The sequence below is a fragment of the Anaerosporobacter faecicola genome (assembly GCF_012070565.1).
Lineage (GTDB): Bacteria > Bacillota > Clostridia > Lachnospirales > Lachnospiraceae > Anaerosporobacter > Anaerosporobacter faecicola.
In genome coordinates this window covers 69,431-84,662 of sequence record NZ_JAAQRO010000023.1, presented here as the reverse complement: position 1 = coordinate 84,662, position 15,232 = coordinate 69,431, and the positions used below count along the sequence as shown (strand labels likewise).

The window sequence follows — 15,232 nt, the reverse complement described above, 5'->3', positions numbered from 1 at the left end:
AGGACTATATACATGGCCGAAACATATGAAATAAAAGAGCAAGAAGAAAGAATGATCCTAGTAGGTGTTGCAACCTGCGATGGTGATGATACAGCACAGTCACTTGATGAATTAGAAGAATTAATCAAGACAGCGGGTGCAACAACCGTAGCAAAAGTAATCCAAAATCGAGAGAGCATACATCCAGGAACGTATATTGGAAAAGGTAAGATAGATGAAGTACGGGAGTTGGTAGAAGAATATGATGCTACAGGTGTAGTATGTGATGACGAATTATCACCTGCACAGTTAAAGAACTTAGAAGAAGCATTACAGATTAAAGTAATGGACCGTACAGTTACAATCTTAGATATCTTTGCCCAGAGAGCATCTACAAGAGAAGGAAAGATACAGGTAGAGTTAGCACAACTTCGTTATCGTTCTTCTAGACTGGTAGGGTTACGTAGTTCCTTATCTAGATTAGGTGGTGGTATTGGAACAAAGGGACCTGGTGAGAAAAAGCTAGAGATGGACCGTCGTCTGATTCGTGATCGAATCTCACAATTAAATAAAGAGCTAGAAGATGTGGTTCGAACAAGAGAAACGACAAGACAACAGCGAAGCAAGAATCCAGTTCCTGTAATTGCGATTGTGGGATATACCAATGCGGGGAAATCCACGTTACTTAATACATTGACCAATGCGGGTGTGTTATCAGAAGATAAATTATTTGCAACCCTGGATCCTACGACCCGAAACCTGAAATTGGAGAGTGGACAAGAGATTTTACTTACAGATACGGTAGGATTTATTCGTAAATTACCACATCATTTGATTAATGCGTTTCGTAGTACCCTAGAAGAAGCGAAATATGCAGATATTATTCTACATGTTGTAGACAGCACCAATCCAGAAGCGGATAAACATATGCACGTTGTATATGAGACATTGGATAATCTGGGGGTTCGTGATAAAACGATCATTACCGCATTCAATAAAGTGGATAAAACAGAAGAAAAACCAGTGTGGAAAGACTTCAAAGCAGATCGTACGGTTCAGATTTCATCAAAGACTGGAGAAGGGCTAAATGACCTCTTAAATACCCTTGAAGAAATTTTAAAGGAACACAAGATATTGATTGAGAAAATATTTCCATATTCTGAAGCGGGAAAGATACAAAATATTCGGAAATACGGTCAGTTACTACAAGAAGAGTACCAATCAGAGGGGATTTATATTCAAGCTTATGTACCAAAAGAGTTATATTTGCAACTAGAAAAATAGTTCTAAATGCCTAATCGATACACAATATGTAGTAGTTTAAATTATTAGAACATATAGATATGGTAGTAATAGTACTTGACTATATACTTCTATTCTGCTACAATTTAACCGATGAAGAAATTATTTCTAGCAAGTGTTAAGTTCAATCGGAATTTACGATTGAGACCACAAGATGTATGGAAATAATATTCTTTGTCGGTTTTTTTTGTACCTAAAATAGGGTTTTTCATTTGACTGACTTACTATGACATACAATATATAGTGGTACATAGTTGAAAGAAAAAAGTAGCGAAGGGAGAACGGTTTTATGTTTAATGTGGTTAAGAGAGATGGGGAAATCGCAGAGTTTATGGTTGCAAAAATCTCTGATGCGATTTCAAAAGCATTTAATGCAACAGAAAAGCTTTATAATGAAGATGTCATTAATCTCTTAGCGTTACGTGTTACATCAGATTTTCAAAGTAAAGTAAAAGATGGCGTAATCAGTGTGGAGGATATTCAAGATTCTGTAGAGCATGTCTTAGAAGAGACAGGATATACAGATGTGGCAAAAGCATATATCCTATATCGTAAGAACCGTGAAAAGATTCGAAATATGAAATCAACGATTTTGGATTATAAAGAAATTGTTGATAGTTATGTGAAGGAGGAAGATTGGAGAGTAAAAGAAAACTCAACAGTTACCTATTCAGTAGGAGGATTGATCCTTCATAATTCAGGTTCCATAACAGCAAATTATTGGTTATCGGAAGTATATGATGAAGAGATCGCTGCTGCACATAGAAATGCAGATATCCATATTCACGATTTATCCATGTTAACTGGATATTGTGCAGGTTGGTCATTAAAGCAATTGATTAAAGAAGGGTTAGGTGGAATACCAGGCAAGATTACGTCTTCACCTGCAAGTCATCTATCAACTTTATGTAACCAGATGGTGAATTTTTTAGGTATTATGCAGAACGAATGGGCAGGTGCTCAGGCATTTTCCTCATTTGATACATATTTGGCTCCTTTCGTTAAAGTGGATCACTTAACATATAAAGAAGTAAAACAATGCATTCAATCCTTTATCTATGGTGTGAATACACCAAGTCGTTGGGGAACGCAAGCTCCATTTTCCAATATCACATTGGATTGGACCGTTCCAAACGATCTTGCCAACCTGCCTTGTATTGTAGGTGGTAAAGAGATGGATTTTATGTACAAAGATTGTAAAGAAGAAATGGATATGGTCAATAAGGCATTTATTGAGATCATGGTAGAAGGAGATGCCAATGGACGTGGATTCCAGTATCCAATTCCAACCTATTCCATTACAAAAGATTTTGATTGGTCGGAAACAGAGAATAACAAGTTACTTTTTGAAATGACTGCCAAATACGGAACACCTTATTTCTCTAATTATATTAATAGTGATATGGAACCTAGTGATGTTCGTTCCATGTGTTGCCGTTTACGATTGGATCTTCGTGAATTACGGAAGAAAACAGGTGGTTATTTCGGATCAGGAGAAAGTACAGGAAGTGTTGGTGTTGTTACCATCAATATGCCTCGTATTGCATACCTTGCCAAGAATGAAGAGGATTTCTTCAAACGTCTAAATCGTATGATGGATCTGGCTGCTCGTTCTTTAAAAGTAAAGAGAAAAGTCATTTCAAAATTATTAGAGGAGGGATTATATCCATATACAAAGAGATATCTTGGTTCCTTTGATAATCATTTTTCAACGATTGGTTTAATTGGAATGAATGAAGTCGGATTAAATGCAAGATGGCTTGGAAAAGATATGACCAGTGTGGAAACACAGAACTTTACAGCTAAAGTGTTGAACCATATGAGAGAACGATTATCGGATTATCAAGTAGAATATGGGGATCTCTATAATCTGGAAGCTACACCAGCAGAATCAACATCCTATCGTTTGGCAAAACATGATAGAAAACGTTGGCCAGACATTAAGACGGCTGGACATGAAGGGGATACACCTTACTATACCAATAGTTCTCATTTACCTGTTGATTATACAGATGATGTATTTGCTGCTTTGGATATTCAAGACCGTTTGCAGACACTCTATACATCGGGAACTGTATTCCATGCATTCCTCGGAGAAAAACTTCCGGATTGGAAGGCAGCAGCGAAGTTAGTACGAACTATTGCGAATAATTACAAATTACCATACTATACCATGTCACCAACTTATTCTATTTGTAAGAACCATGGTTATATCAGTGGAGAACATTTTACTTGTCCAGAGTGTGGTGAGAAAGCAGAAGTATACAGCCGAATTACAGGCTATTACCGTCCAGTACAGAACTGGAATGAAGGAAAGTCACAGGAATACATGAATCGTAAGGTTTACAAAACCGTTCAAGTATATGATGCAGCATTGTTTGGTGATCAAAAGGATTTTGTTAGTCAAAGCAAGAAAGAGGTAGCTGCAACTGAAACGGAAACAGAGAAACTATCTGAAGATGGCTTATATCTGTTTACCACAAAGAGCTGCCCGAATTGTGTGATGGCAAAGACGTATTTGGAGGAGTTACCATTTACTGTTGTAGATGCAGAGGAACATATGGACCTTGCTGCTGAATTAGGTATTATGCAGGCACCAACATTAGTTCAGGTAAAGAATGGCGATGTGAAGAAGTATGTGAATGCTTCAAATATCAAACGATTCGCTGAAGAAAACGTTGTTGTTGTATCATAACATAAGATAAATTATCGCTGTTTCCATTGCAGATTATGTGATGGTAAATATAGGCTTTTGCGGAATCACAGCAAAAGCCTATTGTTTTTTTAGTAGTGATACTTTAAAATAAGTATGTTAAGCACAAATTGAAAGGAAAACGAGGAGGCAGGCATGAGTTTAGCAGATCGCTTATTTATAGATATGTGTACAGATATTTTGGAAAATGGTTTTAGTACAGAAGGAGAAAAAGTTCGTCCGAAATGGGAAGATGGATCGTATGCGTATACCATCAAGCAGTTTGGTGTTGTGAATCGTTATGATCTGACAAAAGAGTTCCCTGCTATGACACTTCGTAGAACGGCAATCAAGAGCTGTATTGATGAACTTCTTTGGATCTGGCAGAAAAAATCAAACAATGTTCATGATCTAAACAGTAAGATCTGGGATAGTTGGGCTGATGAAGATGGATCTATTGGAAAAGCTTACGGTTATCAAATGGCCGTAAAACATACTTATAAAGAAGGTATGATGGATCAGGTAGATCGAGTAATCTATGACCTAAAGAACAATCCTTATAGTAGAAGAATTATGACAAATATATATTGTTTTCAGGATTTACATGAGATGAACCTTTACCCATGTGCCTATAGTATGACCTTTAACGTAACAAAACGGAATGATGGAAAGATGTACTTGAATGGAATTCTAAACCAACGTTCCCAAGATATATTAGCAGCAAATAATTGGAATGTGTGTCAATATGCGGTATTAATCCACATGTTAGCTCAAGTATGTGGTATGGAAGCAGGAGAATTGGTTCATGTTATTGCAGATGCGCATATCTATGATCGTCATATTCCGATTATTAAGGAATTAATCACAAGACCGACGTATGATGCACCAACATTCTGGATGAATCCAGAAATCAAAGATTTCTATCAGTTTACTGTAGATGACTTCCGTCTTGATAATTATGTAACAGGACCAAAGGTGGAGCATATTCCAGTAGCTGTATAGATGAATAAGAAGGGGCAAAGAGAATGAATTTAATTGTAGCAGTAGACAAAAATTGGGCAATAGGGAATAAGAACGATCTATTGGTTCGAATTCCTGCCGATCAGCGTTTCTTTCGACAAGAGACTACAGGTAAAGTAGTGATTATGGGAAGAAAAACATTAGAAAGCTTTCCACAGAAAAAGCCATTGCCAAACAGAATGAATGTAGTGATTACGAAAAAGGCAGATTATAAGGTAGATGGTTGCGTTGTAGTTGGAAGTATCGAAGAAGCTCTTGATTATGTAAAGGATTATAAATCAGAAGATATCTTTGTTATTGGTGGCGATTCCATATACCATCAAATGCTACCTTATTGTGACGTGGCGCATGTAACAAAGATCGATTATGCATATGAAGCGGATACATTTTTCCCGAATCTAGATAAGATGCCAGAATGGAAGATCACAGAAGAATCAGAGGAGCAGACATATTATGATTTGGAATATTCTTTTGTGAAATACGAAAAGAAAGCATAAGAAGAAGTAAAGTAGGAATAAGCAGGTATTATGCTAAGGATACAACTGTATAACTATGATGAATAGAAGATATGAGTAAATAATATAAACAATCTAATGCAAAACTCTTGAATTATGAATTTAAGAAGACTAATATATATAAAAGTATTCGCATACATGTACAGATTTGCATAACTACGGATAAATCAGAATCGTTCGAACTGAAGCAAGAATTATATGAGATGGATTCAGAAGTAAACAAATAGGAATTCATATACGAAATACAATATAGAAGCTTGAATCAGTTGAATGGATATTACAATTAGGAAGGTGAATCATTATGTTAAACATCAGATATGAAAAAACAACAACACCAAAAGAATTACTAAAAGAAGATAATCCACTTAAGTTTGGTACCATTTTTACAGATCATATGTTTATTATGAACTATGAAACAGGAAAAGGCTGGCATGATGCCAGAATCGTTCCTTATGGACCACTTAGTTTAGAACCTTCATCCATGGTATTTCATTATGGTCAAGAAATGTTTGAAGGACTAAAAGCATATAAAACGGAAGATGGAAGAACGTTATTATTCCGTCCTGATAAGAATATCGAAAGAGCGAATAACACAAACCGTAGAATCTGTATTCCTGAAATACCAGAAGAGGATTTCTTAGATGCAATCAAAGCAATTGTAAAAACAGATGAGGCTTGGATTCCTGAAAAACCTGGTACATCTTTATATATTAGACCATTTATCATTGCAACGGATCCATTCCTAGGAGTACGTCCATCTGATACGTATATGTTTATTATTATCTTATCACCAGTTGGTGCTTATTATCCAGAAGGATTAAATCCAGTTAAGATCTGGATTGAAGATGAATATGTTCGTGCTGTAAAAGGTGGTGTAGGTGAAGCAAAGACAGGTGCAAACTATGTTGCATCTTTAGCTGCACAAGTAAAAGCACATGATGATGGATACTCACAAGTCCTTTGGTTAGATGGTGTAGAAAGAAAATATATCGAAGAAGTTGGAGCTATGAATATCTTCTTTAAGATTAATGGTACAGTTGTAACACCACAATTAAATGGTAGTATCTTACCAGGAGTAACAAGAAACTCCGTTATTCATCTATGTAAATCTTGGGGTATTCCAGTTGAAGAGAGAAAAGTATCGGTTGATGAATTATATGAAGCATCAAAGAATGGTACTTTAGAAGAAGTATTTGGTACAGGTACTGCAGCAGTTATCTCACCTGTTGGTCACTTACGTTTTGAAGATCATGTAATGCAAATCAAAGATGGTGGAATTGGAGAACTTAGCCAAAAAATCTATGACACGATTACTGGAATTCAATTAGGAAAAGTAGAAGATACATTTAACTGGACAGTAGAAGTTAAGTAATAGTAAGAACGAAGTAAGTGGTAATAAGTTTATATAAGAATGTTTTTCGCTTGAGAAACATGGCAAGAAAGGGTTGTTGCATTCACTCCATTCGATTTGGATGGGAAAGGAATGCGTACAGCCCTTTCCTTATGCGAGTGGTATGTAAAAACAAACATTAAAAGTGTGAAGTTTGACGACCAAACCAGTAAATTGTTTTCTCGTATAATAAGGAAAAATAGTTGTCAGTTGAACATTAATTTGTTAGAATAATTAGAAGATTCTTATGGGTACCGTTCCATTTTATCTTCGTGGGAAGACAGAAAATAGTAGATTTCAGAAAAGAGAGGTACAATGTAATGGCAGAGAATTACAGAAATACAGCCGTAATCACTAGTATAGTCAAATTGCAAGAAGATATTGTCAGCATGTGGTTGAAAGACCAGGAGATCGCCATGGCGGCAAAGCCAGGACAATTTGTCTCCTTCTATTGTAAAGATGGTAGTCGTCTCTTACCTAGACCAATCAGTATCTGTGAGATCAATCGAGAAGATGGTACATTGCGTTTTGTATTTCGTCTTGTTGGCGAAGGTACGAAAGAAATCGCAACCTATCAAGTGGGAGATACGATTACAATTATGGGACCATTGGGAAATGGTTTTAAACTGGAAGGGAAAAAAGCAATATTGATCGGTGGAGGAATTGGTATTCCACCTATGCTCGAGTTATCAAAACAGTTGAACATAGAGAAGAGCATTGTACTTGGATATCGTGATGTTACCTTTATGACAGAAGATTTTGCGCCATATGGAGAAGTATTTATTGCCACAGAGGATGGAAGCAAAGGAGTCAAAGGAAATGTTATTGATGCCATTCTGGAGAATAAATTAGAAGCAGATATCATATTTGCATGTGGCCCTACACCAATGTTACGAGGAATCAAAGCATATGCTGAGAAAAATGGTATTAAAGCACAGATTTCCTTGGAAGAACGTATGGCATGTGGAATCGGTGCATGTTTAGCATGTGTCTGTAAAACCAAAGAAGTGGATCACCATACTCATGTACATAATACAAGAATATGCAAAGATGGTCCTGTATTCTATGCTGAGGAGGTGGATTTATAATGAATCTAAAAGTGAATCTAGCTGGTGTAGAATTGAATAATCCTGTTATGACAGCATCCGGTACATTTGGATCGGGTATGGAGTATAGCAGTTTTGTGGACTTAAATCAATTAGGAGCTGTTGTTACAAAAGGCGTTGCCAATGTACCTTGGCCAGGTAATCCAACACCAAGAATTGCAGAAACATATGGTGGAATGTTGAATGCAGTCGGATTACAAAATCCCGGAATTGATGTTTTTGTGGAACGGGACTTACCATTCTTAAAACAATATGATACGAAAGTAATCGTAAATGTTTGCGGAAAATCCACGAAAGATTATGTAGAAGTTGTTGAACGATTAGCGGATGAAGCCGTTGATCTTTTGGAGATTAATATCTCATGCCCGAATGTAAAAGAAGGCGGAATCGCATTTGGACAAAATCCCAAAAGTGTAGAAGAAATCACACGAGAAGTAAAACGAGTTGCAAAACAACCAATTATTATGAAGTTAAGTCCGAATGTTACGGATATTACAGAAACAGCGAAAGCAGCAGAAGCTGGTGGAGCGGATGTTTTATCCTTGATTAATACGTTGACGGGTATGAAGATTGATGTGAATCGTCGTTGTTTTGTTCTTGCGAATAAAACGGGTGGTTTATCTGGCCCAGCTATTAAGCCAGTAGCTGTTCGTATGGTTTATCAAGTTGCCAATGCAGTAAACTTGCCAATTATAGGAATGGGTGGTATTATGAATGTAGAAGATGCATTAGAGTTCATCCTAGCAGGTGCGACAGCAGTATCCGTTGGTACGGCTAATTTCGCAAATCCTTGTACTACGATGGAAATCGTACAAGGACTACAAAAGTATCTTGAGAAGAATAAGATTGATGATATCAATTCCCTAGTGGGATTGGTAAAGTAAAGGAGGATTGTATATGACTACTACGGAAGTTATACGTGCATAGCAAAGGCTATTGCATGGAATAGAATAAAATAGCCTTTGCTCAATTCCAAGAGTTTAATAAATTGGGAGGAGCACAATGAGCTATATAAAGGCTGAATTAATTTTACCACAAGAAGTATTAGAACTTGTCCAAAAATACGCAGATGGACAGTGTTTATATATCCCTCGTAAGAAGGGAAACATGAAAGCGTGGGGAGAGAATACCCTTAGCCGAGAATTAATGAAAGAGAGAAACAAGAGTATTTTTCTGGATTATTGTAACGGATTATCCACTGCACAGTTGGCAGAAAAATATTTTCTTTCTATTAAGAGCATACAGAGAATCGTATTAGTGGAAAGAAGAAAAAAAGCTAGCTAGCAAGGATAAGGTCGTAACACAGGAATCTCAAATTGCATCAGGAAATAGGAGGATATACAATGGAACAGTATAAAAAAGAGTTTATTGAATTTATGGTTGATTGTGGTGTTTTAAAATTTGGTGATTTTGTTACGAAAAGTGGAAGGAAAACGCCATTCTTTGTAAACACTGGATTTTATCGTACTGGTGCACAATTACGTAAATTAGGTGAATATTATGCAAGAGCAATTGAAAACAAATTTGGTTTTGATTTTGATATACTCTTTGGACCTGCTTACAAAGGTATTCCTCTTAGCGTTGCCACTACGATGGCAATAAGCGAACATTATGGCGTAGATATCGGATATTGTTCTAATCGAAAAGAAGTGAAAGACCATGGAGATAAAGGAATCTTACTTGGTAGTCCAATTGAGGATAACAGCCGTGTAATCATCATTGAGGATGTTACAACAGCAGGTACTTCTATACAAGAGACACTACCAATCATAAAAGCACAAGGAAATGTATCAGTATTAGGTTTGTGTGTATCTGTTGATCGTATGGAACGCGGACAGGGTACAAAGAGTGCATTACATGAAATCGAAGAAAATTATGGACTTCAAACAACGGCAATTGTTACAATGGCTGAAGTTGTTGAGCATTTGTATAATAAACCTTATAATGGTAAGATTATCATTGATGATACATTAAAAGAAGCAATTGATGCATACTATAAGCAATATGGTGTAACGCAATAGGTTTCAATCTTAGATTGGAGGGAAAAGATGAGCGAAAAAGTATATAAGACAATGCGGTCAGTAGGAACAAGTAATCTTGTATTAGGAATTTGTATGATCGTCTTTGGAATAGGAGTAGGTGTTGCAACGATTGTTAGCGGCGGAAGACTCTTGAATAAAAAATCAGATATCTTATTTTAAAGACTAGATGTGTTAATTAATCTTGATTAATCTTGCTCTGGATTTTGTGTTGGTATTACTTGTACTTAGTATCAATACGAGATCCAGAGTTTTTTCTGTGTATTGCCTATTTTATAACAGTAGAGAGACAGTTCGTCAACAAAATTCTTCTGGAAAAATAGGAAAAAAGAACTGAATATGTAAATAAAATATTGAAATTATGTTTCATTTCTGTTACGATATTCATTGTAGCCAATGGTTACATACATAAGGGTTACGTACAATCAGATAAAATAGCAGAATTACCACGTTCCTATCTGATTGTATTGTGGTAATATCATAGTAATCTATGATATGAGTCGGGAGGTAAGATGAAGAAGATTAGTAAAATTGTAATTGCTGTGTTAACTGTACTTTTTGCAATGGCATTAACGGGATGTTCCGATCGAAAAGCAGAACAAAAGTATTATGATGATGTTATGGCTGCCGTTAATAATGCAACAACTGCTAATTCTACATTGATCACAGATTTACAGGCTTATCTAGGTGATGTGACAAATGAGGATAATAAGAAAGCAGCATTGGAAGATCTTGATACAATGGAGAAGGAATTTACTTCATTAAGAGATTTGTCTGCACCAAAACGTTATAAAGAAGCACAGAAATTATTTAAAGAAGGTGCTGAAGAAGCACTTAACGGAATTGCTTCTTATCGTACAGCAATTGAAGGCTGTACAGCTGATGTGGCTACTGATCAAGAAGCATATGATGCATTCTATGCTGGTGTATCAGAAGGCGATGAATTTATGTCAACGGCTAATTCAAAAATTACAGAGGCAGCTAAACTTGCTGATGATGCAGATTAAAATTGAAGGGGTGCACAGATGTGGCACCCCTTTTACTTTTCTAAGATTAGCATATTTACGTAAACGAGAAATACCATATTCAAACACAATAATAAAGCAATACATCTAGTACTATGGGATGAGACCGAAACGATTAAAGAAAGTGGATTCAAACAAAAAAAAGAGTTTACAAAATGGGAAATATAGGATATAATCATCATTAACCGAAACAAGTAAGTAATCTGGTCTATCTAATCTGAATGTAAGAGTAAATTTTACATTTCATTAATTTCTAGTCTGTCTTACGTTTTTCAATCTTTAATTCACGAATTCTTTCATAGGACGTTGTTTCAACGGCATGGTAAAGGCGATGAATGTTAAGTGCATTACCTTAAGCAATGAATACGAATCCTAATCAAATGAACAATTCCAATCCATTAAATCAAAAGTAATTGAGAACTTTTGGCTGTGAATAACCAAAAGAATATTGAAATAATTACTTTAAGGAATTAATTAAAACAAATCAATCAATTTCAAACAGATTCATTAAAAGCATCTATTCTATCAAATCAAATCAATTCAATCAAGAAAAATCATTCAAACAAACCATATCAATTCAATCAAGAAAATTCATTCAAACAAACCAAATCAATTCAATCAAACAAACGCATTCAAGTAAACGAATTCAAACTAATAATTCAAGCAAACTATATCAATTCCATTCAGACAAACTCGTTCAAACAAACCATATCAAATCAAATCAATCTAAGAGAATCAACAAAACTATAAAAACGACTATCGTAGATGATGGACTTTAATGAGTAAAATGTCTTATGGAAGGAGATAGAAGGTTTAGAAAAACAAAAAAGTTTGGGAAAGTCGTTAAACGTACATAAAGTAGAAAGAATGCTTAAGAAAAATAATGGAGGGAGGAAGGAAAACAGATGGCAAAAACCGTTGCTTTTCTTGGTGGTCCCATGCATGATCTTGTGTATTATGTAGGGAATATGCTAAGAATGTGGAAAGAGGAAGTTTTGGTCGTGTCAATACATGAGGGGCAAGAACAGGAGTATCAACCTAATTATTATATGGGGTTGGATTGGTTGAACTGCAATTATAGTTGGTTGAAAAATCATCCAGATATGCAAAATTCCTATACCTATGTATTGATCGAGATTGCCTATGACCAGTTGAACGTGTTTGGAGTTGAACAGGAAGAATGGGATTATCGCATAATGGTTACGGATCTTCATAAACAAAACAATGATCAAATTGCAAAAATTATCTTACAAACACAGAAAGATTGTATGTTGTTGGTGCGGGATATTTGTAATAAACGATTATCTTCGCGATATTTTCTACGAATGTACCCAGAATGTGGGTCACTATGTTTTGTACAGGAGATTTGGCTGGACAGTTATGATCGATATTATCGCTTATGCTTAGAATTGGAAGAATCCATTCTATTAAAAGAATTATCTGTGGATATGCAAAAAGCGCTACTTCGAATAGTAACAGATATTAGTGGATATCCAGAAGAAAAATGTAAGTATGCATTACAGCAATTAAAGAAAGGAGTAGTGGAATGCTGATTGTTTTCTATAGCGATATACGAGGAAATACAGGGACCACAAGTAATTTATGCAGTATCGCATCATATTTGGCTCTTACAAAAGAGGAAAAGATCATATTGTGGGCAAACCATAGAAATTGGAATGAGATTCAAGATCTAGTTACACCAAGGACGCGCTACCAGCTATTGAAAGAGGAATTAACGGAATATCACATGAATGGAACGAAAGAGATATTCTGCCAACTTCATAGAGGGAGAACGGAGGATAAAATTGATTTACAACATTTCTCTAAAGAAATATATCCGGGTAAGTTGTACCATCTGATAAATACGATACGGAGTGAAGTGGTATTTGAAAAAGAGATTAGTGAGGTGTTACAAGAATTTATAACCCTATGTAAGGATAGTGATGATCTCATCCTATGTGATTTACAAGAGAATAAGCAACGAAGTACAACTCAAATCCTTGAACAAGCGGATCTGGTAATATTTAATGTTATGCAACACAACAAATCAGTACAATCAGCTATGCGTATTGGTAAACAATATCGTCATGTCAGTTACTTGTTTGGAAAATATCAATCTTCCTCAAAAATTAATCTAAGAAATATAAAAAGAAAATATGGTTTATCAAAAGAACAGCTGAATTACCTTCCATATGAGCCCGCATTTGCAAATGCGATACAGGAGGGAAAAGTATTGGAATATTTGATAGGACAATTAGAAGGAGAGAAGCGTGAGAAAACATGCTCCTTTGCCCATGCAATAGGAGTAAGTGCAGAGCAAATTTATGATGCTGTCTATGCGATACGGCGAGAAAAGGAGGAGTTCAAGAAAGTAAGAGCAGCGATATCTGTGGATCAGGTAGGAATATCCAATGACCATAAGGGAGGTGCTACGACTGTTTCATATAAAGAAAGCATTGCAAGTGTATAAAAAACAAGAAAGACAAATGAATTTGCAAGATTTAAAAATAGAGATTCAGAATACCTTTCATCAAATTTTGCAAGAACATCTGTATGATCATTCTATGGCAGTTGAAGAACAACAGAGGCTTCGTTTAAAAAGAAGAGAACTGAGACAAGCATTAAAAACTTGTACGTTTGGAGATTGGTATGCTAAGAAGTATATTAAGGAATATATCGCAGATATTCTTCTTACCAAATATAGTCTTACGGAGGAAGAGCTTGAGCAATTGATTCCTTTTGAGAGCAAGGAACGTACTGCAAGAGATACCTTTGACATATTGCTCTATCATTATACGCAAAAGTATGACAAGCAGGCACTTTCTGTTATGATTGATCAATTTCATCTTGATGACCCAAGTATCAATGAAGAGGGAGAATATTATTATGAAATTACGGAGAAACAGATTAATGCAATCTATAGAAAGAAACATATCGAACTTGATTTTTATGATAAGCTTCATATTGTAAGTCAAAGAATCTATTCCTGGTACCGTGGGAATGGCGTAATCGATGAGATTCGAGACCAAGCCATTGATGGTATATCAGCTGGGGTTTCTGGAATTACCCCAGGTATGGAATTGGAACGTTTACAGGAGGTTCAAGATCTTCCAGCCTCCTACAAGAGTATTTGGCTATTTTATAAGGGAAAATCGATTCATCTTTCTTTCCTCGGCTTTGAAAATGAGAAGGAACTCATTCGAGTATGCAAGAATATCTATCGATATAATAATCCAGGACACTTATCCGAAGTTCGTGGGTATATAGTAAATGAGATGATGGATGGTTCTCGAATTGCTGTAGCCAGACCACCTTTTTGCGAAGGCTGGGTGTTGTTTGTACGAAAATTTCATCAGGAGTTACAGAAGGATTTACATACTCTAATAACGGATAACAACTGTATGATTCCAATTCAATTATTAAAATGGCTAATGAAAGGTTGCCAGGTAGTTGCAATAACAGGAGAGCAAGGTTCTGGAAAAACAACGTTGTTAATGTCCTTAATACGGTATATTCGTCCTACATTTAATCTACGTGTACAAGAGCTTTCATTTGAATTACATTTACGAAAAATCTATCCGACAAGAAATATCGTCTCTTTTAAAGAAACGGATTCGATTGGAGGAATGGAAGCATTAGACTTCGGGAAGAAGACAGATGGTACAGTAAACATACTTGGCGAAGTTGCTTCAGCACGTGTTGCAAGTTGGATGATTTCTATGTCTCAAGTTGCATCCCTTTTTACTTTGTTTACACATCATGCAAAAACGACGAGAGATTTAATCTATTGGATGCGCAATGCCTTGCTTACAGAAGGAGGCTTTCATAATGAAGTAGCAGCTACTAGACAAGCAGTAGATGCTATACAATTTGATGTTCATATGAGTAAACATGTAGATGGGCATCGTTTTATTGAACGAATATCACAGATCGTACCGGTGAAACAACAGATAATTCATACGTCGTATCATGCAATGACAATGAATACAAGTACAGAACAACAATTTGAAACCAGAGATCTTGTAGTATATGAGCATGGAAAATATGTGTTTAAGCATGCCATACGGGAGGAAGAACTGCTCCAGATTAGTAAACATTTATCTACACAAGAAGAGGAAGAATTCCATCAAAATATCTTGGAATGGAGGAATCTTAGTGAATAGG

The 15,232-nt window shown here is 35.8% G+C and carries 14 protein-coding genes; all 14 read left to right on the top strand.

The window, feature by feature from the left end; translation table 11 throughout:
• Nucleotides 1-12: 12 nt before the first annotated feature.
• The 14 genes from hflX to HBB17_RS10170 all read left to right on the top strand — a co-directional run bounded on the left by hflX (nucleotide 13) and on the right by HBB17_RS10170 (nucleotide 15,231).
• Nucleotides 13-1,263: a GTPase HflX gene (gene hflX, locus HBB17_RS10235; RefSeq protein ID WP_167957398.1), complete on the top strand. Its 1,251-nt coding sequence runs from the start codon at nucleotides 13-15 to the stop codon at nucleotides 1,261-1,263.
• A 307-nt stretch (nucleotides 1,264-1,570) separates the two neighbouring features.
• Nucleotides 1,571-3,976: a ribonucleoside triphosphate reductase gene (locus tag HBB17_RS10230; protein WP_167957397.1), complete on the top strand. Its 2,406-nt coding sequence runs from the start codon at nucleotides 1,571-1,573 to the stop codon at nucleotides 3,974-3,976.
• Between the two features lie 153 nt (nucleotides 3,977-4,129).
• The gene (gene thyA, locus HBB17_RS10225; RefSeq protein WP_167957396.1) at nucleotides 4,130-4,975 is read left to right on the top strand and encodes a thymidylate synthase; all 846 of its coding nucleotides are present in this window, start codon (nucleotides 4,130-4,132) and stop codon (nucleotides 4,973-4,975) included.
• Between the two features lie 23 nt (nucleotides 4,976-4,998).
• Complete coding sequence (locus HBB17_RS10220; protein ID WP_167957395.1) at nucleotides 4,999-5,490, top strand: dihydrofolate reductase; 492 nt, start codon at nucleotides 4,999-5,001, stop codon at nucleotides 5,488-5,490.
• 319 nt (nucleotides 5,491-5,809) lie between these two features.
• Nucleotides 5,810-6,880, top strand: a complete 1,071-nt coding sequence (locus tag HBB17_RS10215; protein ID WP_167957394.1) for a branched-chain amino acid aminotransferase — start codon at nucleotides 5,810-5,812, stop codon at nucleotides 6,878-6,880.
• A 338-nt stretch (nucleotides 6,881-7,218) separates the two neighbouring features.
• Nucleotides 7,219-7,986 (top strand): dihydroorotate dehydrogenase electron transfer subunit, encoded by a 768-nt coding sequence (locus tag HBB17_RS10210; protein ID WP_167957393.1) that lies wholly within the window; start codon nucleotides 7,219-7,221, stop codon nucleotides 7,984-7,986.
• The gene (locus tag HBB17_RS10205) at nucleotides 7,986-8,888 is read left to right on the top strand and encodes a dihydroorotate dehydrogenase (protein WP_167957392.1); all 903 of its coding nucleotides are present in this window, start codon (nucleotides 7,986-7,988) and stop codon (nucleotides 8,886-8,888) included. The genes HBB17_RS10210 and HBB17_RS10205 overlap by 1 nt, the downstream gene beginning before the upstream one ends.
• 118 nt (nucleotides 8,889-9,006) lie before the next feature.
• The gene (locus tag HBB17_RS10200; RefSeq protein WP_167957391.1) at nucleotides 9,007-9,288 is read left to right on the top strand and encodes a CD3324 family protein; all 282 of its coding nucleotides are present in this window, start codon (nucleotides 9,007-9,009) and stop codon (nucleotides 9,286-9,288) included.
• Nucleotides 9,289-9,347: 59 nt separating this feature from the next.
• Nucleotides 9,348-10,025, top strand: coding sequence for an orotate phosphoribosyltransferase (pyrE, locus tag HBB17_RS10195; RefSeq protein WP_167957390.1), 678 nt, complete (start codon nucleotides 9,348-9,350; stop codon nucleotides 10,023-10,025).
• Between the two features lie 27 nt (nucleotides 10,026-10,052).
• On the top strand, nucleotides 10,053-10,205 hold the full coding sequence (locus HBB17_RS10190; protein ID WP_167957389.1) for a hypothetical protein: 153 nt from the start codon (nucleotides 10,053-10,055) through the stop codon (nucleotides 10,203-10,205).
• A gap of 350 nt (nucleotides 10,206-10,555) precedes the next feature.
• The gene (locus HBB17_RS10185) at nucleotides 10,556-11,050 is read left to right on the top strand and encodes a hypothetical protein (RefSeq protein WP_167957388.1); all 495 of its coding nucleotides are present in this window, start codon (nucleotides 10,556-10,558) and stop codon (nucleotides 11,048-11,050) included.
• Between the two features lie 923 nt (nucleotides 11,051-11,973).
• On the top strand, nucleotides 11,974-12,621 hold the full coding sequence (locus HBB17_RS10180) for a hypothetical protein (protein ID WP_167957387.1): 648 nt from the start codon (nucleotides 11,974-11,976) through the stop codon (nucleotides 12,619-12,621).
• Nucleotides 12,615-13,538, top strand: coding sequence for a hypothetical protein (locus HBB17_RS10175; protein ID WP_167957386.1), 924 nt, complete (start codon nucleotides 12,615-12,617; stop codon nucleotides 13,536-13,538). Before HBB17_RS10180 ends, HBB17_RS10175 begins: the two co-directional genes overlap by 7 nt.
• Nucleotides 13,539-13,554: 16 nt before the next feature.
• Complete coding sequence (locus tag HBB17_RS10170) at nucleotides 13,555-15,231, top strand: ATPase, T2SS/T4P/T4SS family (RefSeq protein WP_167957385.1); 1,677 nt, start codon at nucleotides 13,555-13,557, stop codon at nucleotides 15,229-15,231.
• Nucleotide 15,232 lies beyond the last annotated feature (1 nt).